At 65.5% G+C, this 20381-nt stretch carries 18 protein-coding genes; 11 read left to right on the top strand and 7 right to left on the bottom strand.

From position 1 onward, the window contains the following. The first annotated feature begins 110 nt into the window (after window positions 1-110). The 5 genes from dadA to OUY36_RS02850 all read left to right on the top strand — a co-directional run bounded on the left by dadA (window position 111) and on the right by OUY36_RS02850 (window position 3683). A complete protein-coding gene (gene dadA, locus OUY36_RS02830) occupies window positions 111-1409 on the top strand; it encodes a D-amino acid dehydrogenase (RefSeq protein WP_267936694.1) in 1299 nt (432 codons plus the stop codon). Further along, window positions 1384-1758 carry a RidA family protein gene (locus OUY36_RS02835; RefSeq protein WP_020306744.1) on the top strand — a complete coding sequence of 125 codons (375 nt, stop codon included), beginning with the start codon at window positions 1384-1386 and terminating at the stop codon, window positions 1756-1758. Before dadA ends, OUY36_RS02835 begins: the two co-directional genes overlap by 26 nt. A 119-nt stretch (window positions 1759-1877) precedes the next feature. Further along, window positions 1878-2426, top strand: a complete 549-nt coding sequence (locus tag OUY36_RS02840) for a cupin domain-containing protein (RefSeq protein WP_020306743.1) — start codon at window positions 1878-1880, stop codon at window positions 2424-2426. A gap of 162 nt (window positions 2427-2588) precedes the next feature. Next, window positions 2589-3014: a c-type cytochrome gene (locus OUY36_RS02845; RefSeq protein ID WP_020306742.1), complete on the top strand. Its 426-nt coding sequence runs from the start codon at window positions 2589-2591 to the stop codon at window positions 3012-3014. Window positions 3015-3146: 132 nt separating this feature from the next. Then, a complete protein-coding gene (locus OUY36_RS02850) occupies window positions 3147-3683 on the top strand; it encodes a cupin domain-containing protein (protein ID WP_267936697.1) in 537 nt (178 codons plus the stop codon). 22 nt (window positions 3684-3705) lie between these two features. Here the strand turns inward: OUY36_RS02850 and OUY36_RS02855 are convergent, their stop codons facing one another. The 4 genes from OUY36_RS02855 to OUY36_RS02870 form a co-directional block, all read right to left on the bottom strand. Further along, window positions 3706-4278, bottom strand: a complete 573-nt coding sequence (locus tag OUY36_RS02855) for a xanthine phosphoribosyltransferase (RefSeq protein WP_020306740.1) — start codon at window positions 4276-4278, stop codon at window positions 3706-3708. A 136-nt stretch (window positions 4279-4414) separates the two neighbouring features. Next, window positions 4415-4999 (bottom strand): 3-keto-disaccharide hydrolase, encoded by a 585-nt coding sequence (locus OUY36_RS02860; protein ID WP_267936699.1) that lies wholly within the window; start codon window positions 4997-4999, stop codon window positions 4415-4417. A gap of 9 nt (window positions 5000-5008) precedes the next feature. Continuing rightward, window positions 5009-6628, bottom strand: coding sequence for an alpha-amylase family protein (locus OUY36_RS02865; protein ID WP_267936701.1), 1620 nt, complete (start codon window positions 6626-6628; stop codon window positions 5009-5011). 2 nt (window positions 6629-6630) lie between these two features. After that, on the bottom strand, window positions 6631-8166 hold the full coding sequence (locus OUY36_RS02870) for an alpha-amylase family glycosyl hydrolase (RefSeq protein WP_267936703.1): 1536 nt from the start codon (window positions 8164-8166) through the stop codon (window positions 6631-6633). A gap of 185 nt (window positions 8167-8351) precedes the next feature. Between OUY36_RS02870 and gap the strand changes: the two genes are divergently transcribed. The 5 genes from gap to OUY36_RS02895 all read left to right on the top strand — a co-directional run bounded on the left by gap (window position 8352) and on the right by OUY36_RS02895 (window position 13663). Next, window positions 8352-9362, top strand: coding sequence for a type I glyceraldehyde-3-phosphate dehydrogenase (gene gap / locus OUY36_RS02875; protein WP_267936705.1), 1011 nt, complete (start codon window positions 8352-8354; stop codon window positions 9360-9362). Continuing rightward, window positions 9359-9946, top strand: a complete 588-nt coding sequence (locus tag OUY36_RS02880; protein WP_267936707.1) for a cyclodeaminase/cyclohydrolase family protein — start codon at window positions 9359-9361, stop codon at window positions 9944-9946. The genes gap and OUY36_RS02880 overlap by 4 nt, the downstream gene beginning before the upstream one ends. A gap of 157 nt (window positions 9947-10103) precedes the next feature. Beyond that, window positions 10104-11270 carry an iron-containing alcohol dehydrogenase gene (locus OUY36_RS02885; protein ID WP_156245515.1) on the top strand — a complete coding sequence of 389 codons (1167 nt, stop codon included), beginning with the start codon at window positions 10104-10106 and terminating at the stop codon, window positions 11268-11270. 4 nt (window positions 11271-11274) lie between these two features. Continuing rightward, window positions 11275-12777 carry a CoA-acylating methylmalonate-semialdehyde dehydrogenase gene (locus OUY36_RS02890; RefSeq protein ID WP_156245516.1) on the top strand — a complete coding sequence of 501 codons (1503 nt, stop codon included), beginning with the start codon at window positions 11275-11277 and terminating at the stop codon, window positions 12775-12777. 91 nt (window positions 12778-12868) lie between these two features. After that, a complete protein-coding gene (locus OUY36_RS02895) occupies window positions 12869-13663 on the top strand; it encodes an IclR family transcriptional regulator (RefSeq protein ID WP_267936711.1) in 795 nt (264 codons plus the stop codon). Here OUY36_RS02895 and trhA read toward each other — a convergent pair. Both trhA and rep read right to left on the bottom strand, forming a co-directional pair. After that, window positions 13651-14268: a PAQR family membrane homeostasis protein TrhA gene (gene trhA / locus OUY36_RS02900; RefSeq protein ID WP_267936713.1), complete on the bottom strand. Its 618-nt coding sequence runs from the start codon at window positions 14266-14268 to the stop codon at window positions 13651-13653. The two genes, OUY36_RS02895 and trhA, sit on opposite strands and share 13 nt — an antisense overlap. A 94-nt stretch (window positions 14269-14362) precedes the next feature. After that, window positions 14363-16372: a DNA helicase Rep gene (gene rep / locus OUY36_RS02905; RefSeq protein WP_102839547.1), complete on the bottom strand. Its 2010-nt coding sequence runs from the start codon at window positions 16370-16372 to the stop codon at window positions 14363-14365. A 243-nt stretch (window positions 16373-16615) separates the two neighbouring features. On the opposite strand from rep, the gene OUY36_RS02910 reads away from it, so the two are divergent. After that, entirely contained in the window at window positions 16616-18253 is a 1638-nt protein-coding gene (locus OUY36_RS02910; protein WP_267938266.1) for a putative bifunctional diguanylate cyclase/phosphodiesterase, read from the top strand. Between the two features lie 30 nt (window positions 18254-18283). On the opposite strand, the gene OUY36_RS02915 is transcribed toward OUY36_RS02910, so the two are convergent. Further along, window positions 18284-20260, bottom strand: coding sequence for a BCCT family transporter (locus tag OUY36_RS02915; protein ID WP_152480766.1), 1977 nt, complete (start codon window positions 20258-20260; stop codon window positions 18284-18286). Window positions 20261-20381 lie beyond the last annotated feature (121 nt).

The raw sequence follows: 20381 nt of genomic DNA on the forward strand, positions 1-20381 counted from the left end.
TAATGGCCAAAGATAGCTTTTTATATGGTGAATAACACTGCTCAGGCCTTCCTATACTCCGAATCAATAGTGAATCCGGAAAAGTCCGTTCCAACGGGCGGGAGGCTGCAATGCGTGTACTGGTACTGGGTAGCGGAGTCGTCGGCACCGCCAGCGCCTACTATCTGGCGCGGGCCGGTTTCGAGGTGGTGGTGGTCGATCGGCAACCGGCCGTGGCGATGGAAACCAGTTTCGCCAACGCCGGCCAGGTTTCGCCAGGTTATGCCTCTCCCTGGGCTGCGCCGGGTGTACCGCTGAAGGCAATGAAGTGGCTGCTGCAGCGCCATGCACCGCTGGCCATCAAGCTCACCGGTGACGTCGACCAGTATCTGTGGATGACGCAGATGCTGCGCAACTGCACCGCTGCACGTTATGCGGTGAACAAGGAGCGCATGGTGCGGCTGTCCGAATACAGCCGTGATTGCCTCGACGAGCTGCGTGCCGAAACCGGTATCGCCTATGAAGGGCGGCAGCTCGGCACCACGCAGCTGTTCCGCACCCAGGCCCAGCTCGATGCCGCGGCCAAGGACATTGCCGTGCTGGAGCGCTCCGGCGTGCCCTACGAGCTGCTCGATCGCGCCGGTATTGCCCGGGTCGAACCGGCCCTGGCCAAGGTAGCGGACAAGCTCAGCGGCGCCCTGCGCCTGCCCAACGACCAGACCGGCGACTGCCAGCTATTCACCACCCGCCTGGCGGAGATGGCTCGAGAGTTGGGCGTCGAGTTCCGTTTCGAGCAGAACATCCAGCGTCTGGAGCATGCCGGCGACCGGATCGCCGGGGTGTGGATCGACGGCAAGCTGGAAGTCGCCGATCGCTACGTGCTGGCGCTGGGCAGCTACAGCCCGCAGATGCTCAAGCCGCTGGGCATCCGCGCGCCGGTCTACCCGCTCAAGGGCTATTCGCTGACCGTGCCGATCAGCGATCCGGCCATGGCGCCGCAGTCCACCGTGCTCGACGAGACCTACAAGGTCGCCATCACCCGCTTCGATCAGCGTATCCGCGTCGGCGGCATGGCGGAGATCGCCGGGCACGACCTGTCGCTCAACCCGCGCCGCCGCGAGACTCTGGAAATGGTGGTGGGCGATCTGTTCCCGCTGGGCGGCGATCCGAGCGAAGCGGTATTCTGGACCGGCCTGCGACCGGCCACGCCCGATGGCACACCGATCATCGGCGCGACCCCCTATCGCAACCTGTTCCTCAACACCGGTCACGGCACGCTGGGCTGGACCATGGCCTGCGGCTCCGGCCGGGTGCTCGCCGATCTGCTCGCCTCCAAGCGTCCGCAGATCAGCACCGAGGGGCTGGATATCTTCCGTTACGGCAAGCACAAGGAGAATCACAAACATGCCCATCCGGCGGCTGCACACTGAGACGCGCTACAGCGAGGCGGTGATCCATAACGGCGCGGTCTATTTGTCCGGGCAACTGGCCGATGACCTGACCGGAGACATCCGCCAGCAGACCCGCGAAACGCTTGCCAGCATCGAGCGTCTGCTGGACGAGGCGGGCACCAGCAAGGCCCGTCTGCTGTCGGCGACCATCCATTTGAAGGACATCGCTGGCGACTATGCCGGCATGAACGAGGTGTGGGATGCATGGGTCGCCCCTGGAACGGCACCGGCACGGACGACCGTTCAGGCACTGATGTATTCACCGGATGTACGGGTCGAGATCACCGTTGTCGCGGCCATGCCCGATCTCGCCGGCCCGGTACTCTGAGGCCTGGGAGGGCCGCGTGAACCGTGCGCCGGCTCGGCCGGAAGCAGTGTTGTAAATTTTGAACGCCGTTGCCATCATAAGCCCCCTCATCGCTTCGCTCTTGAAAGGGGGCTCCCGTATTGGACGTCGGCGTTCGACTGCAAACCATCCGTAAGCTCAAGGGCCTGTCCCAGCGTGAACTCGCCAAGCGCGCAGGCGTGACCAACAGCACCATTTCCATGATCGAGAAGAACAGCGTCAGCCCGTCGATCAGCTCGTTGAAAAAGGTACTGGGCGGCATCCCGATGTCGCTGGTGGAGTTTTTCTCGCCCGACTTCGATCAGGACAGCGATACCCAGGTGGTCTACAAGGCTGGCGAGCTGATCGATATCTCGGACGGGGCGGTGAGCATGAAGCTGGTGGGCAAGGCGCACCCGGGACGTGCCATCGCCTTTCTCGACGAGACCTATCCGCCCGGCTCCGACACCGGAATGGACATGCTCTCGCATCAGGGCGAAGAGGCCGGCATGCTGGTCGAAGGGCGTCTCGAATTGACCGTGAATGGTCAGGTCTACGTGCTGGAGAGCGGCGACAGCTACTACTTCGAGAGCGCCAAGCCGCATCGTTTTCGCAATCCGTTCGACGCGCCGGCGCGGTTGATCAGCGCGACGACACCGGCCAACTTTTAACCACTACCGGCCTAGGTTCGTCCGAAAGTTGCGATGCGACAAAGCGTCGCTGGGAATCCTCGGGCCTTTCGTATTGTTTCGGCCGGCATGGCTTGCCGTTATACTGACCGCCGCTCGCGATACCGTGGCCGCGGGCGTGTCTAGCCACAATGAGGGTGTAAGGTGAACCTGATTAAGAAGATCCTGGTAGCACAGACTGCCGTATTGGCCCTGTGGGCAATGAGCGCTCAGGCTGCGACCGACGAAGCAATCGCCGAGCGCCTCAAGCCGGTGGGCGAAGTATGTATCCAAGGTGAAGAATGCGCAGCCGCTGGTGCCGGCGCTGCCGTCGCCGCTGGTGGTGCCGCCCGTAGCGGTTCCGATGTGTACGGCAAGTTCTGCACTGCCTGCCATGGCTCTGGCCTGCTGAACGCGCCGAAGACTGGCGATACCGCCGCCTGGTCGGCCCGTGCCGATGCCGCCGGTGGTCTGGACGGCCTGCTCAAGCACGCCATCAGCGGTATCAACGCCATGCCGCCGAAAGGCACCTGTGGCGACTGCTCCGATGACGAGCTGAAGGCCGCCATCCAGCACATGTCCGGCCTCTGATCGAGCGCCGCGTCATCAGCAAAGCCGCCTCCGGGCGGCTTTGTCGTTTCTGGCGGGAGCAAAGCGCGAGCGTCTCGAGTCAAAACTGATACGGCCGCCTGGCCGATTCATCGACCCGAGAAGGAGGCCCGCATGCCCAGTACCGCGCCGCATCCCGAACAGTTGCAGCTTACCAGTGACGGGCGCACGCCCAACAGCCCGCACCCGGTGCTGATCTATCGTCAGCTGCCCTTGGCAGGGCCAAGTCCGGCAGAGGCGTTCGAGCGGTTGTTCGACAGCCATCTCTGGCCGTCGTCCTGGCGCGGGACGGTTTACGACTACCACCATTACCATTCCACTGCCCACGAAGTGCTCGGCGTGGCCAGCGGCTGGGCACGGCTGATGCTCGGTGGGGAGCATGGCGAGGAAGTCGAACTGCGTGCCGGCGATGCGCTGGTGCTGCCGGCCGGCACCGGGCATTGCGCACTGGAGGCCAGCGAGGATTTTCAGGTGGTGGCCGGCTATCCGGTGGATCAGCAGTACGACATGCAGCGCCCCGATACGGCCAGTCATGACGCCTCGAAGGCGCGCATTGCCCGCGTCGGCGTGCCCGTCAGCGATCCGCTGGCCGGCACGCAGGGTGCGCTGGTGACGCTGTGGCGCGGGAAGGCCGCGCCGGTCGCCTCATGAACGGTGCATGCGCAGATCGCGTTCAGTCGATGAACTGCACCGCGCCATCGGCCAGCGAGGCGACCCGGGCCAGTGACTCGACGCGGTAGCCGGCTTCTTCCAGTTCCTTGCGCCCTGTCTGGAAGGACTTCTCGATGACGATACCGAGGCCGGCGATGCTGGCCCCGGCCTGATTGATGATCGAGATCAGGCCCTTGGCGGCTTTGCCGTTGGCCAGGAAGTCATCGATGATCAGCACGCGGTCGTTCGGCGAGAGATGCTGTGTCGACACGGCGATGGTGCTTTCCACCTGCTTGGTGAACGAATAGACGGTCGCCGTGAGCAGGTTGTCCTGCAGGGTCAGCGATTGATGCTTGCGGGCGAAGATCACCGGCACGCCCAGCTCCAGGCCGGCCATTACCGCCGGCGCGATGCCCGAGGCCTCGATGGTGACGATCTTGGTGATGCCGTCATCGCGGAAGCGACGGGCGAATTCACGACCGATGGCCTGCATCAGTACTGGATCGATCTGGTGGTTGAGGAACGCGTCGACCTTCAACACCCGGTCGGAAAGCACGATGCCCTGACTGCGAATCTTCTCTTTCAGCTGTTCCACGAACGCTACCTCAAGCGTGGGCGGCCGCGGCTTGCCTGACGCTCGGCGCGTTGGCGCTTCTGCCGTCACTGCGTTTCGCAGCCTGGAAAAGCCGCGCATTCTCGCTCAATTCGCCGCGCCGATCCAAGGGCGACGTTCAGCTGAGCGGTTCGATCGACAGGCGGCGAAAGCGCACGGCCTCGCCGTGGTGCTGCAGCACGATATGGCCGGCGCCGGCCGGTGCATACAGGGGCTTGTCGGCGAACTTGCTGGCGCCGATCAATGTGCGCAGTGCCGGGTCGTCCAGGCGATAACCCAGCACCATGCGGTTGTCCAGCCAGTGTTCGACCTCCATGCCGCGCACCAGCAACGCGCCGTCCATGAAGCTGCCCGGTTCGATCGGCGTCTCCTGCTGAGTGGCCAGCAGTCCATAAAGCGCGCCGTTGCGGGTAGTCGGCTCGGCGCCGTCGGGATGCACGGCGTCGTCCAGCAGCTGCATTTCCGGCCCGCTGTGCCAGGCGAGTTCGGCAGCCTCGTCGACGCGGTAGAACACCCCGGAATTGCCGCCGACCGGCAATGCGTATTCGAAGCGCAGGATGAAGTCGGCGTAACGCTCGCGGGAGATCAGGTCGATCCGCGGCGCGCCGACGATGGCGCACAGCTGCTCCGCGTCGCGGTACCAGCTGCCCTCGGGAAAGTCATCGCCGTGCCAGGCACGCCACTGCGTTGCGTCGAGAATCATGGGTCGCTCCTATCCGAACAGTTGCTGCTTGCGCCGCAGCCAGCGGTAGCCGTACGGCCCGAGGCGAACCTGCAGCGGTGTGCCTTCCGGCTGGTCGTAGTCGCAGTCGGCGAGCACGTCGACCATGTCCTGCAGATCGTCGTCGGTGATCTCGACCGTGGTTTCCCGGTCGGCGAGATTGACCAGCATGAGCACGGTGGAGCCGTTGTCGTGGCGGATGGCGAACACCGCCGGATCGTCGATCTCGACGGTCTGGCGCTCGCCGATGCCGATCTCGCGCAGGCCGATGCGGGTGCGGACCATGTTGCCGGTGCGCGCCATCAGCGAGTCGCTGCGCAGGGTCTGGGCGAACACGTTGATCTTCTCGTAGGTGAACGGGCCTTCATCGATCAAAGGCGCAGCCAGCTCGCCGGTGGTGCAGGAAAAACCGGCGTTGGGCTCGTTGGACCACTGCATCGGCGTGCGCACGGCCTCGCGTTCGGGGCGCTCCATGTCGTCGCCCATGCCGATCTCCTCGCCGTAACGGATGATCGGTGTGCCGGGCAAGGAGAAGAGCAGGGCGTGGGTCGCTGCTATCCGGCGCTCATCGCCCTCGAGCATGGGCGCGAGCCTTCGGCGGATGCCGCGGTTGTAGGCGCGCATCTTCGGATCGGGGGCGAAGGTGTCCATGACCTCGGTGCGCTCATCCTCCTCCAGCCGATCCAGGCTCAGCTCGTCATGGTTGCGAATCCACAGCGCGTACTGCGAATGGCTCGGTGGCAGCGGCTGGCTGTTCAGGGCGCGGACCAGCGGCTCGGCCGTTTGCCGAGCCAGCGCGAGGAAGAAATGGTTGTTGGTCCAGAAATCCAGCAGCAGGGTGACGCGGTCGGCCTCGTCACCGAAGTACTCGATGTACTTCTCCGGGTCGGTGTCGATCTCCCCGAGCAGCACGGTTTCAGGGCGGCGCATGGTGACGAAGTCGCGCATGTGCTCGAGCAGCCAGTAGCCCTTTTTCAGGTCGCCGCCGCCGGCCTGGCGCACCATGTGCACCGCGGCGTCGATGCGAAAGCCGGATACGCCCAGGCGCAGCCAGAACGACATGATCCGCTCGATCTCGTGAATCACCCGCGGGTTGGTCAGGTCCAGATCGGGTTCGTGCTTGTAGAACAGGTGGCGATAGTACTGGCCGGCTTCCTCGTCCCAGGTCCAGACGCTGTCCTCGACGGTGGGAAAGATCGGCTCGATGGAGTCGTCCGGCTCGTCGGCCCAGATGTAATAGTCGCGGTACGGCGAGTTGCGGTCGCGGCGCGCCTCCTGGAACCACTTGTGCTCGCTGGAGGTGTGCTGCACCAGCAGTTCGACGATCACGTGCAGGCCCAGCTCCTCGGCTTTTTCCAGCAGCGCGACCATGTCGGCCAGGTCGCCGAAACGCGGGGCGATCTGCAGGTGGTCGGTGACGTCGTAGCCGGCATCGCGGAACGGCGAAGCGTAGCAGGGCATGATCCACACCGCGGTGGCACCCAGGCCGCGGATGTAGTCCAGCCGTTCGGTGATGCCGCGCAGGTCGCCGCAGCCGTCGCCGTTGCTGTCGCGGAACAGGGCCGGGTCGACCTGATAGATCACCGCGTTGCGATACCAGAGTGGGCGCATGCTCAGCTCTCCGCCGGATGCAGGACCAATGCCTGCCCGGCCATCAGGGTGCCAGTGAAGGGTTCGCCTTCGCCAATGCCATCACTGGCGATCTCCACCCGCCAGTGCCCGGTCTGCGCGAAGACATGTTCGTGATCGGCGAAGTTGATGCAGACCAGCCGGCAGTCCTCGCCCTGCTGTCGGCGGTAGGCCAGTACTTCGGGATGCGAGCGCAGTTCTTCGAAGTCGCCGTGATGTAATGCCGGGCTGGCCTTGCGCGCGGCTAGCAGGCGCTGGTAGAGCGCGAACATCGAGTTCGCCGCGCCGGTCTGCCGCTCCGCCGCCAGCTCGTCCGCTTCGGGTGGAAAGGGCAGCCAGGGCTTGGCGCCATCCCAGCCGTGGGGTGGTTCGGCCTGCCAGGGAATCGGTGCCCGGCAGCCATCGCGGCCACCCGGATCGACACGGGTTTCGGCCGTGATCAGCGCATCCTCCAGCCCCAGTTCCTCCCCCTGGTAGATGAACGGCGTGCCGCGCAACGTCAGCAGCAGTACCGCGGCAGCCCGGGCGGCGCGCTCCGAGCCCTGGTAACGGCTGCGCTGGCGCACGTTGTCGTGGTTCGACAGCACCCAGGTCGGCCAGGCGCCGGCGGGTTGCAGCCAGTGCTGTACCTCGCGGATGCAGGTGCGAAACAGCACCGGGTCCCAGGGCGCATCGAGCGGGTTGAAGTTGAAGGCCAGGTGCAGCTCGTCGCCGGCGCCGTAGTACTGCAGCACACGTTCGGTGGAGCGGATGTTCACCTCGCCGACCAGCATGCGGTCGCCGGGATAGCTGTCGACCAGCCGGCGCAGGCCGCGCAGTACTTCATGGCTATAGGGCTGGTCGTTGAAGTCCGACAGCGGCTGGCCGGCCTGGCAACGCGGGTCGTCGGTGAAGCTTTCGTCCTTGCCGGTGCAGTGAATGACGTCGATGCGAAAACCATCGATGCCGCGATCGAGCCAGAAGCGCAGCACGTCGTGCATGGCCGCGACCACCTCGGGGTTGCGCCAGTTCAGGTCCGGCTGCTTGGCCAGGAACAGGTGCAGGTAGTACTGCTGGGTGTGTTCGTCCCAGGTCCAGGCGCTGCCGGCACCCAGCGCGGCGCGCCAGTTGTTCGGCTGGTCGCGCCAGATGTACCAGTCGCGCTTGGGGTTGTCCCGCGAGCTGCGTGACTCGACGAACCAGGGATGCTCGTCCGAGGTGTGATTGGGCACGAAGTCCAGCAGCACGCGGATATCGCGGGCGTGGGCTTCTGCGATCAGCCGGTCGATGTCGGCCAGCGAGCCGAACAGCGGGTCGATGTCGCAGTAGTCGCTGATGTCGTAGCCGGCGTCGGCCATTGGCGAGCGGAAGATCGGCGACAGCCACAGCACATCGACACCCAGCCGCTTGAGGTAGTCGAGGTGGCGCAGCACACCCCCGAGGTCGCCGATGCCGTCGCCGTTGCTGTCGGCGAAGGATCGCGGGTAGATCTGATAAACGGTCGCGCCCTTCCACCACGGCATTCGGGTCGTCTCGCTCATGCTGCGTACCCCCTGATTCGTCTGAGGTGCGGCAGCCACGGGGCGCCGCCTTGTCAGCCATACGACTGGCAAGCGGGGCACGGGTTCGCCACTTCTCTTGATCCGGGTCGGCTCATGGAGAACGCAAGGGTGGATACTGCGCCTAAGCTAACGACTGACTTTCAACCCCTCCGAGGAGATTTGCCATGCTGCGTATTGCCATCAATGGGTATGGGCGTATCGGTCGCGCGGTGGTGCGCGCGCTGTTCGAGCGCGGACTGCAGAATCAGCTGCAGGTGGTCGCCATCAACGACCTCAGCGAACACAACACGCTGGTGCACCTGACCCGTTTCGACTCGACCTTCGGTCGTTTTCCCGAGCCGGTGACGCTCGAGGGCGACTCGATGGTGGTGCGCGGTCAGTCCATTCGCCTGCTGGCCGAACGCGACGCCACCCAGCTGCCGTGGAAGGAGCTGGGCGTCGATGTGGTGCTCGAGTGCACCGGCAAGTTCAAGCAGCGCGCGGCCATCGAGCAGCACCTGCAGGCCGGTGCCGGCCGGGTGTTCGCCTCGCATCCGCTGGATGGCGGCGACCTGACCGTGGTCTACGGCGTGAACCATCAGCTGCTGGCCGACCAGCGGGTGATCTCCAACGCCTCGTGCACCACCAATTGCCTGGCACCGCTGGCCAAGGTGTTGCACGAGGCGGTCGGCATCCGCCAGGGGCTGCTCAACACCGTGCACTCCTACACCAACGACCAGAACCTGCTGGACAAGGCGCATAAGGACCTTTATCGAGCCCGCGCCGCCGGGCTGTCGATGATTCCGTCCACCACCGGTGCGGCCAAGGCCATCGGCCTGGTGCTTCCGGAACTGGCCGGGCGGCTGGATGGGTTGTCGGTGCGTGTGCCGACGCCGAACGTCTCGCTGGTGGACCTGACCTTCATCGCCGAGAACGCGCCGGCAAGCGTCGAGGCGATCAACCAGATCCTGCGCGACGGTGCGCAGAAGCTGTCGGCCGGTGTGATGGAGTGCAACGACGAGGCGCTGGTGTCCTGCGACTTCAACGGCTATCCCGCCTCCTGCGTCGCCGACCTCAGCCAGACCCGCGTGCAGGGTGAACTGGTCAAGGTGATGGCCTGGTACGACAACGAGTGGGGCTTCTCCAACCGCATGCTCGATGTGCTGCTGCACTGGCAAGGCGCCAACGCCGGATGACCGACACCGGCCGACCTGGTGTGGGGCAGGGGCTCTGGCAACTGCCCCTCGCGCAGTTTCGCAATGCCGTGGCCGAGCGCGCCCTGCCCGGCTGCGGCGCGGTCGCGGCGGTGACCGCGGACCTCGCCGTAGCGTTGATCGTCAAGGCGCTGCGGGTCTCGGCGAGGCAGCGCGACGATGACCGCTGCAGCGCGTTGCTCGACGAGGCGCGGGCACTGCTCGGCCGTCCAGGTGCCTTTGCCGACGACGATGTGGCGGTGTTCCGCGAGGTGCTCAAGGATCAGCACGATGATCGCTTGGCGTCCTCGGCGGCGCGCCAGGCGTGTGCCGTGCCGCTGGCCACAGCCCATGCCTGTGTCGAGGCGCTGGGCATAGCCGAGCGTGCCGTGCCGCTGGTCGAACCCGCGCTACGGTGCGACGTCGAGGCTGCCGTCCTGTTGCTGGTCGCCTGTGTCGATGCCGTGCTGCTCAACGTCGACGTCGACCTGCAGGGGCTGGGCAATTCGGAGACCCGCGCGCAGGTACAGGCACGCGCTGAGCGACTGGCCGCAGCAGCGGAGCGCTATCGGCGGGGTTCTGCTTGATCGAAAGTGTCTAGGCAAAGAATAAAACGAGACCATCGGTCTCGTTTTTTGTTGACGTCTACCCATTCGCTTTCTACTCTCCAGACTCGATAGTGAGACATAAAGTCTCATAATAAGAAGCCTCCATGTCTCAGGCGGCCCACCTCGGAGAATGCTCATGAGCCACCGCATCGTCCTGCCGCGTCTGATGGAAGTCGGCGCTGGCGCCAGCGGGCAACTCGCCCGCGTGTTGCAGGAACTTGGCTGCAGTCGCCCGCTGATCGTCACCGACCGCATGATGGTCGAGCTCGGCTATGTCGCGCGCATCGCCGGCCAGCTGGAAGAGGCCGGCATCGCCAGCCAGTGCTTCGCCGATACCCTGCCCGAACCCACCGCTGCCTCCATTCGTGCCGGCGTGGAGATGGTCCGCCAGGGTGATTTCGATTCCATCGTCGCCCTCGGCGGTGGCAGCCCGATCGATTCGGCCAAGGCCATCGGCATCCTCGGCAAATTCGGCGGCGAGATGCGCGACTACCGCTTCCCGCGCGATGTCAGCGAAGCCGGCCTGCCGCTCATCGCCATCCCCACCACCGCCGGTACCGGCTCGGAGGCGACGCGTTTCACCATCATCACCGACGAGACCAGCGACGAGAAAATGCTCTGCGCGGGCCTCGGCTTCATGCCCATCGCCGCGCTGATCGACTACGAACTGACCCTCTCGCTGCCGCCGCGGGTCACCGCCGACACCGGCATCGACGCGCTGACCCACGCCATCGAGGCCTATGTCAGCCGCAAGGCCAGCCTCTACAGCGACTCTCAGGCGCTGGAAGCCATGCGCCTGCTGGCGCCGAACCTGCGTGCAGCCTTCCACCAGCCGGGCAACCGCGCCGCCCGCGAGGCCATGATGCTCGGCGCGACCCTGGCCGGGATCGCCTTCTCCAACGCCTCGGTGGCGCTGGTGCATGGCATGAGCCGGCCGATCGGTGCCTTCTTTCATGTGCCGCACGGGCTGTCCAACGCCATGCTGCTGCCGGCCATCACCGCCTTCTCGATTCCCGCTGCGCCGGAGCGCTACGCCGACTGCGCGCAGGCCATGGGCGTCGCTGCACAGACCGACAGCGTCGAGGTGGCGAACGACAAGCTGCTTGCCGAGCTGCGGGCGATCAATCAGGAACTGAAGGTGCCGAGCCCGGAGCAGTTCGGCATCGCCCGCGAACGCTTCTTCGAGTTGCGCGCGACCATGGCGCGTCAGGCGCTGGCCTCCGGCTCGCCAGGCAACAACCCGCGCGTGCCCACCGAAGCGGAAATCATCGACCTCTACGAAACCGTCTGGAACCAGGAGTGAAGCCATGCAGACCCTCGGCAACCTGATCAACAACGAGGCCGTCGCCGGCCGCTCCGAGCGCCATGCCACCGTCTACAACCCGGCCACCGGCGAGCCGCGCCTGTATGTCTCGCTGTCCTCGGCGGACGAGACCCGCGAGGCTATCGCCGCTGCCCAGGCCGCCTTCGACGGCTGGTCGAAGACGCCGCCGCTGGTGCGCGCGAGGGTCATGTTCCGCTTCAAGGAACTGCTCGAGCGCCGCCGCGACGACGTCGCCCGCTTGATCACCAGCGAGCACGGCAAGGTGTTTTCCGACGCTCAGGGCGAAGTCACCCGCGGGCTGGAAGTGGTGGAGTTCGCCTGCGGCATCCCGCATCTGCTCAAAGGCGAGTTTTCTTCCAACGTCGGCCGCGACATCGATTCGAACTCGCTGATGCAGCCGCTGGGTGTCTGCGCCGGGATCACCCCGTTCAACTTCCCGGCCATGGTGCCGCTGTGGATGCTGCCGGTGGCCATCGCCTGCGGTAACACCTTCGTCTTGAAGCCCTCGGAAAAGGACCCCAGCGCGACGATGCTGATCGGCGAACTGCTGGCCGAGGCGGGGCTGCCGGCTGGTGTGCTGAACATCGTCAACGGCGACAAGGAAGCGGTGGACGTGCTGCTCACCGATGAGCGGGTGCAATCGGTCAGCTTCGTCGGCTCGACACCGATCGCCGAATACATCTATGCCACCGCCTCGGCCCACGGCAAGCGCTGCCAGGCGCTGGGCGGAGCGAAGAACCATATGGTGGTGATGCCCGACGCCGATCCGCAGCAGGTGGTCAGCTCGCTGATGGGCGCAGCCTACGGCTCGGCCGGCGAGCGCTGCATGGCGATCTCGGTGGCGGTGTGCGTCGGCGACGAGGTGGCTGACAAGCTGGTCGAGATGCTCAAAGGCGAAATCAGCCAGATGCGCACCGGCCCGGGCCTGGGCGTCGAGCCCGAGCCGCACATGGGTCCGCTGGTGACCCGCGAGCACCAGCAGAAGGTCAACGGCTACATCGATCTGGGCGTGGAAGAGGGCGCAACGCTGGTCTGCGACGGTCGCAGCATCAAGGTCGAGGGCCACGAGAACGGCTTCTATGTCGGCCCGACGCTGTTCGATCGGGTCACGCCAGACATGCGCATCTACCGCGAGGAAATCTTCGGTCCGGTGCTGGCCGTGGTGCGGGTTGCGTCGTTCGACGAGGCGCTGCAACTGATCAACGACCACGAGTTCGGCAACGGCACCTCGATCTTCACCCGTGACGGCGACACCGCGCGGCAGTTCGAGGAGAACGTCAAGGTCGGCATGGTTGGCGTCAACGTGCCGATTCCGGTGCCGATGGCCTTCCACTGCTTCGGCGGCTGGAAGCGCTCGGTGTTCGGCCCGCTGAACATGCACGGCCCGGATGGGGTGCGTTTCTTCACCCGGATGAAAACCGTGACCCGGCGCTGGCCCACCGGTATCCGTGCCGGCGCCGACTTCGCCATGCCGACCATGAAGTGACCCGCGCGGTACCGTTGCACTGGCGGTGCCGGTCGCTACACTCCCGGGCGCCCTGTGGGGCGTCCATCTTCATCGAACGACAAGGCAGACGATGCGCAGCACTCCCCGCGAGAAAGGCTCTTCCATCACCCGCGTGCTGGAAATCATCGAAGCGGTGGCGGCGGCGAAGGAGCCGCTCAGCCCGACCGCGCTGGCCGAGCGCCTGGACATCCCCAAGGCCAGCGCGCACCGGCTGGTGCAGACGCTGGAAAAGGAAGGCTTCCTGCAGTTCGGTCTGCGTGGCGGGCTGCTGCCGGGCGAGCGCCTGCATGTCGCGGCGTTGAACACCCTGCGCAGCAGCCGGCACAAGGCGCTGCGCCAGGCAATCCTGCGCCAGCTCTCCGAGGCCATCGGCGAGACCTGCGGGCTGGCCATCCCGGACGGGCTGGACATGCTCTATTTCGATCGGGTGCAGACCAACTGGCCGCTGCAGATCAACCTGCCGATCGGCAGCCACACGCCGCTCTGGTGCACCGCCAGCGGCAAGCTCTATCTGGCCTCGCTGCCGCCGGAGCAACTGGAACGGGTGCTGCCGCGCCTGCCGCTGCAACGGATGGCGCGCAACACCCTGACCGACCTCAGCGCGCTGCGTGACGACCTGGCGCGGGTGCGGGAAGAGCAGCTGGGCACCGACTGCGAGGAGTTCATCGACGGCATGGTCGCCTGTGCGGTGCCGGTACGAGCATCCGACGGCGAGCTGCTCGCCTGCCTGTTCAGCCACGCGCCGGTGATCCGCTGTTCGATGGCGCAGCTGCTGGCATTCGTGCCACGGCTGCGTGCCGCTGCACGCGAACTGGAGGCGGTGCTCGGCAGCGCGGCGGCGCTGGAGGCCGATCAGAGCACGTAGAACAGAATGGCGATGAAGTGCAGCAGGCTGCCGACCATCACGAAGATGTGCCAGATGCCGTGCCAGTGCCGGAAGCGGTCGTCGAAAACGAAGAAGACGACGCCCACCGTGTAGCAGATGCCGCCGGCCAGCAACCAGCTGAAACCGGCGCCGCCCAGGGCGGCGAACAGCGGCTTGACCGCCACCAGCACGACCCAGCCCATCACCGCGTAGATCACCAGTGACAGCACCCGAGCTTCGGAGCGCGGCTTGATCTCTTGCAGCATGCCGATCACCGCGAGACCCCAGACGATGCCGAACAGCGTCCAGCCCCAGGCGCCAGCGAGGGTGACCAGACAGAACGGCGTGTAGCTGCCGGCGATCAAGAGGTAGATCGACAGGTGGTCGAGCTTGCGCATGACCACCTTCGCCCGCCCGCGCAGGCTGTGGTAGAGCGTCGAGATGCTGTAGAGCAGGATCAGGCTCAGGCCGTAGATCGCCACGCTGACGATCTTTGCCGGCGAGCCGTCGAGCGCGGCGAGCACCAGCAGCCAGATTGCGCCGAGGCAAGCCAGCAGCGCCCCGACCAGGTGCGTCCAGGCATTGAAGCGTTCACCGTGATACATCCGGACCCTCCCGTAACCGCGACGCCACCAGCATGCCGCGGCCGGGTTACGGGATTCAAACCGGCCGCGAAAAAAAGATCGGCGCAGCGAGCCGTCAGCGCTTGAGCATCGCCCGCATCGCCGCCAGCGCGTCGTTGCCGCGCGCCGCTTTCACCTCGACCGGCGCCTCTTCCCCGCCTTCCCAGACCAGGTCTTCGGGCGGCAGTTCGTCGAGGAAGCGGCTCGGCGTGCAGTCGATCACCTCGCCGTACTGCTTGCGTTTGGCGGCAAAGGTCAGTGCCAGGTTGCGCTTGGCGCGGGTGATGCCGACGTAGGCCAGGCGCCGCTCTTCCTCGATGGTGTCGGCCTCGATGCTGGAGCGGTGCGGCAGGATTTCTTCCTCGAAGCCGATGATGTACACCGAGGGAAATTCCAGGCCCTTGGAGGCGTGCATGGTCATCATCTGCACGCCCTCGGCGCCTTCTTCCTCTTCCTGCTGGCGCTCGAGCATGTCGCGCAGCACCAGCTTGCCGATGGCGTCCTCGATGGTCATGTCGCCGTCTTCGTCTTTCTCCAGCGTGCTCTTCAGCGCGTCGACGAGGAACCAGACGTTGCCCATGCGCGCGTCGGCCACCTTGTCGCTGGAGGCGTTCTGCCTGAGCCAGTTCTCGTAGTCGATGTCCATCACCATGCTGCGGATGGCGGCGATCGGGTCGTTGACCACGCACTGCTGGCGCACGTTGTCCATCCAGTGCTTGAAGCGCGCCAGGCGCTCGGCGTAACGGCTGTCGAGATGCGCGCCGAGGCCGATCTCGTCGGACGCGGCGTACATCGAGATGCCGCGCTCGCTGGCGTAGTTGCCGAGCTTTTCCAAGGTGGTGGAGCCGATCTCGCGGCGCGGCACGTTGATCACCCGCAGGAAGGCGTTGTCGTCGTCCGGGTTGACCAGGAGGCGGAAGTAGCTCATCAGGTCCTTCACCTCCTGGCGGGCGAAGAAGCTGGTGCCGCCGGACAGGCGATAGGGAATCTGGTGGTGCTGCAGTTTCAGCTCCATCAGCTTGGCCTGGTAGTTGCCGCGGTAGAGGATGGCGAAGTCGCTGTAGGGACGCTGGGTACGCAGGTGCTCGGTGAGGATCTCCAGCGCCACGCGCTCGCACTCGGCATCCTCGTTGCGCGTGCGGATCACTCGGATCTCGTCGCCATGGCCCATCTCCGACCACAGCTGCTTCTCGAACACGTGCGGGTTGTTGGCGATGAGGATGTTGGCGCACTTCAAGATGCGGCTGGTGGAGCGGTAGTTTTGCTCCAGCATCACCACCTTCAGCGACGGGTAATCCTCCTTCAGCAGCATCAGGTTTTCCGGACGCGCGCCACGCCAGGCATAGATCGACTGGTCGTCGTCGCCGACCACGGTGAACTGGTTGCGCATGCCCACCAGCAATTTGACCAGCAGGTACTGGCTGGCGTTGGTGTCCTGGTATTCGTCCACTAGCAGGTAGCGGATGCGGTTCTGCCATTTTTCCAGAATGTCGGCGTGCTCCTGGAAGAGCTTTACCGGCAGCAGGATCAGGTCGTTGAAATCCACCGCGTTGTACGCCTTGAGCGTGCGCTGGTAGTGCAGGTAGACGATGGCGGCGGTCTGCTCCTTCGGCCCGCGGGCGTTGGCCAGGGCCTCGTCGGGCAGGATCAGGTCGTTCTTCCAGCTGTCGATCAGGTTCTTGATCTCGTCGGCACCGTCGTCGCCGGAATACTCCTTCTGCATGATGTCGGTGAGCAGCGCCTTGATGTCGCCGTCATCGAAGATCGAGAAACCGGGCTTGTAGCCCAGGCGCGCGTATTCCTTGCGGATGATGTTCATGCCCAGGTTGTGGAAGGTGGACACGGTCAGCCCGCGCGCCTCGCTGCCCTTGAGCAGCGTGCCGACGCGCTCCTTCATCTCGCGCGCGGCCTTGTTGGTGAAGGTCATGGCGACGATGTGGCGGGCCTGGATGCCGCATTGCTGTACGAGATAGGCGATCTTGCGGGTGATCACGCTGGTCTTGCCGGAGCCGGCACCGGCGAGCACCAGCAGGGGGCCGCCGACGTAGTTCACGGCTTCCTGCTGCCGAGGGTTGAGTCGGGACATGTCGTTCAGGTCGTTCGAAACGGGGGCGCGAGTTTAACAGGCCGAAAGGGTCATGCAGGCGCGTTACGGCGGCAATAAAACGCCGATCGTCGCGCTCGGGGCTTGGCTATCGGCAAGAATCGATTAGTCTTGTCGCGCGGCAGGATGCTGGGTGGTCGCACAGGGAATGGTGAGATCGGAGACCATTGGTGTCTTCAACTAGCTCTAGAGTCCGGAGGCCGCTTGCCAGCGCCCGCCCAACCCATGCCACTGTTGCTGTTGGCGCACCGGCCCGACTGGGCGGTGCGGCTGCGCGCCTGCCTGAAGGGTTCGGCCCACGCCGAACAGCTGATCGTGGCGTCGGACTGGCAGACCGTCAGCAAGCAGCTCGAATCGCCCTGCCTGGTTCTGGCAACGCCGCAATGCCGGCCGGCGCCCGGGCGCTTCCCCTGGCCGCTGATCCTGCTGCTCGACGAGGAGCCGGAAGAACCCCCTGAAGGCGCGGTCGACTGGCTGGTGGTCGACCAGCTCAGCGCCGAGGTGCTGCGCCGTTGCCTGCGCTACGTTCGTGAACGCTGCAACCTGCAGGGCACCCTTCAGAAGCTTGCGGTGCGCGACCCGCACACCGGCATCGCCAATCGCCAGGGCTTTCAGGCGCAGCTACTCGATGCCCTGAGCGAGCACAGTGGCCAGGGGCTCGAGCTCGGCTATCTGGATCTGGACAATTTCCGCCATGTCAACGACGCCCTCGGTCACGAGGCCGGGGATCGCCTGATCCTGCAGGTGGTCGCCCGGCTCAAGGCGCAGCTGGAGGCGGGCGACGTGCTGGCCCGGCTGGGTGGCGACGAGTTCGCGCTGCTGCTCGATACCCGCGACGACAGCGGCCGCGCCGACGCGATTGCTGATCGCATCGTCGAGGCACTGGCCGAGCCCTACTGGGTGGACGGCGAGAGCCTGATGCTCGGATGTAGCCTCGGGCTGGCGCGAGCCACTGCCGGGACGTCGGCCGACGCGCTGCTCTGGCACGCGCAGCTGGCCATGCGGCAGGCCAAGGCGAGCCAGGGCTGCACTTGGTGCCTGTACGACGAGCACGTCAGCCGCAGCGCGCGCAGCCTGGCCGATCAGGAGGGTGAACTGCGCCGGGCGTTGCGCCGCGGCGAGCTGGAGCTGCACTACCAGCCACGCCTGTGCCTGGACAGTGGCCGCGTCGTCGGGCTTGAGGCACTGGTGCGCTGGCTGCATCCCGAGCGCGGCCTGCTGGCGCCGGATGCCTTCATTCCCATGGCCGAGGAGAGTGGACTGATCGTGCCGCTCGGCTACTGGGTCATCGCCCGCGCCCTGCGCGACCTGCAGAGCCTGCACGAGCAGGGTGCGGACTCGCTGCACATGGCGGTCAACCTGTCGTTCCGGCAATTCCAGGATAGCCAGCTATTGCCGACGCTGACGCGGCTGATCGACGAGCGCGCCATCGATCCACACTGGCTGGAGTTCGAGCTCACCGAAACCGCCGTGATGCGCCGCAGCGAGCAGGTCCGCAGTGCCATGGTCGCACTCGGTCAGCTGGGCGTGCGCTTCTCGCTGGATGACTTCGGCACCGGTTTCTCGTCTTTCGTGCATCTGTCCAGCCTGCCGATCACCCTGCTGAAGGTCGACAAGAGTTTCGTCGCCGGGATGATCGCGCGCCCCGAGAAGATGCAGCTGGTACGGGCAATGATCGGCCTGGCCCGCGAACTGGGGCTGCAAGTGGTCGCCGAGGGGGTCGAAACCGCTGAGCAACTGGAGCTGCTGCGCCAGTTTGGTGCGCAGCAGGTGCAGGGCTATCTGGTCAGCCAGCCGTTGCCGCTGGCCGAGCTGATGAGCTTCATGAACGCCGAGCGCCAGGCTGCGGGCCTGACGCACTGAGCCGAAGCGCTCGGCGGAACCCGGTCCGCCTCAGCGGACCATGTGCAGGAAGTGCATGTGCTTCTCGTACTGGCCGAGGATGTCGCCGATCACGTCCTCACGGCTCCAGCCCATCACGTCGTAATCCTGCCCGCCTTCCTTGAGATGCACCTCGGCACGGAAGTACTTGCGGTCTTCACGCTCGTCGTCCTCGCTGGTGGTCACCACGAAGCTGGGCATGGCGTAGGCGCGTGGGCGCACCTCGTAGATGAAGTCCGGTTCACCTTCGTGGGCGATCTCGAAGCGCAGGCGGCGGTCCTCACCTTCGCTGATCTCGACCTCGTAGCCCTGCTTGCGCATCTCCTCGGCGATGGCCTCGTAGGCCGGGCGCACCACTTCGGCGATGAAGCGCACCACATGGGCGCGCCGCGGAAACAGCATCAGCGTGCGCAGCCGCCGTTGCCAGCCGCCGGCGGTCGGCGCAGCACTCGGCGAGATGCTCAGCGCCTGGTAACGCAGGCCCTGCTTGGTGGCGTCCAGGCGAAGCGCCTTGAGCAGGCCCCACATCGAGCAGAGCAGGGCGACGGTGAAGGGCAGGGCGCTGGCGATGGTCGCCGTTTGCAGTGCGGTCAGACCGTCGGCCAGCAACAGCGCGATGGCCACGCCGCCCATTGAGGCGGCCCAGAAGATGCGCTGCCAGACCGGCGTGCCCTGCTTGCCACCGGAGGCGAGCATGTCCACCACCAGTGCGCCGGAGTCGGCCGAGGTGACGAAGAACACCACCACCATGATGATCGCGATCAGCGAGATGAAGGCCGAGAAAGGGAAGTGCTCGAGGAAGGCGAACAGCGCCAGCGAACTGTCCTGCTCGATGGCCTCGCCGAGACTGCTCACGTGTTCCCAGAGAATCATGTGGATGGCGGTATCACCGAACACGGTCATCCACAGCAGGGTGAAGGCGGTCGGCACCAGCAGCACGCCGGTGACGAACTCGCGGATCGTCCGGCCGCGCGAGATGCGCGCGATGAACAGGCCGACGAAGGGCGACCAGGCCAGCCACCAGCCCCAGTAGAACAGCGTCCAGCCGCCGATCCAGTCGTTCGGTTCGTAGGCGTAGAGGTTGAAGGTCTTGTCGACGATGTCCGACAGGTAGCTGCCGGTGTTCTGCACGAAGGTCTGCAGGATGAACACCGTCGGCCCGGCGACCAGCACCAGCAGCATCAGCAGCGCGGCCAGCGAAAGGTTCAGCTCCGACAGCCGGCGCACACCCTTGTCCAGGCCGGTTACCACTGAAATCGTCGCCAGCAGTGTAGTGGCGACGATCAGGCCGATCTGCACCGGCACCGATATCGGCAATCCGTACAGGTGGTTGAGTCCGGTGTTGATCTGGGTGACGCCCAGGCCCAGCGAGGTGGCGACGCCGAGCACCGTGCCGATGATGGCGAAGATGTCCACGGCGTGCCCGATCGGTCCGTGGATGCGTTCGCCGATCAGCGGGTAGAGCGCCGAGCGCAGGGTCAGTGGCAGGCCGTGGCGGTAGGCGAAGTAGGCCAGGATCATCGCCACGATGGCGTAGATCGACCAGGCATGCAGGCCCCAGTGGAAGAAGGTGATCTTCATGGCGTCGCGAGCGGCGAGGACCGTGCCGCCTTCGCCCGTCGGCGGCGAAAGGAAATGCATCACCGGTTCGGCCACACCGAAGAACATCAGGCCGATGCCCATGCCGGCCGAGAACAGCATGGCGAACCAGGTCAGGGCGCTGTAGTCCGGCTCACTGTGATCCGGGCCGAGCTTGATGTCGCCGTAACGACTGAAAGCCAGCAGCACCACCATCAGCAGGATGAGTGCGACAGCGAGGATGTAGAGCCAGCTGACGTTGGCGATGATCCAGGCCTGAGTATCGCCGAATAGCGTTTGCGCGTGGCTCTGGAAGGCGACGCTGTAGATAACCAGCGCCAGGATGATGACCGCCGAGCCGTAGAAGACCGGGGCGTTGAGGTGAGAGGACGAGGGCTGTTTTGCCTCCATGCTGCGCTCCTTCGGGTTGTGTCTGGGGAGTGGCCGCCTGTGGCGAAAGCCATCCAACTTAACACAGACCGCAAAGGATGCTGGTTGTCCGCAGCCGATCGATGCGCAACGAAGCCCGGGC

Origin of the sequence: Stutzerimonas sp. R40042 (assembly GCF_026642215.1) — a bacterium.
Lineage (GTDB): Bacteria > Pseudomonadota > Gammaproteobacteria > Pseudomonadales > Pseudomonadaceae > Stutzerimonas > Stutzerimonas frequens.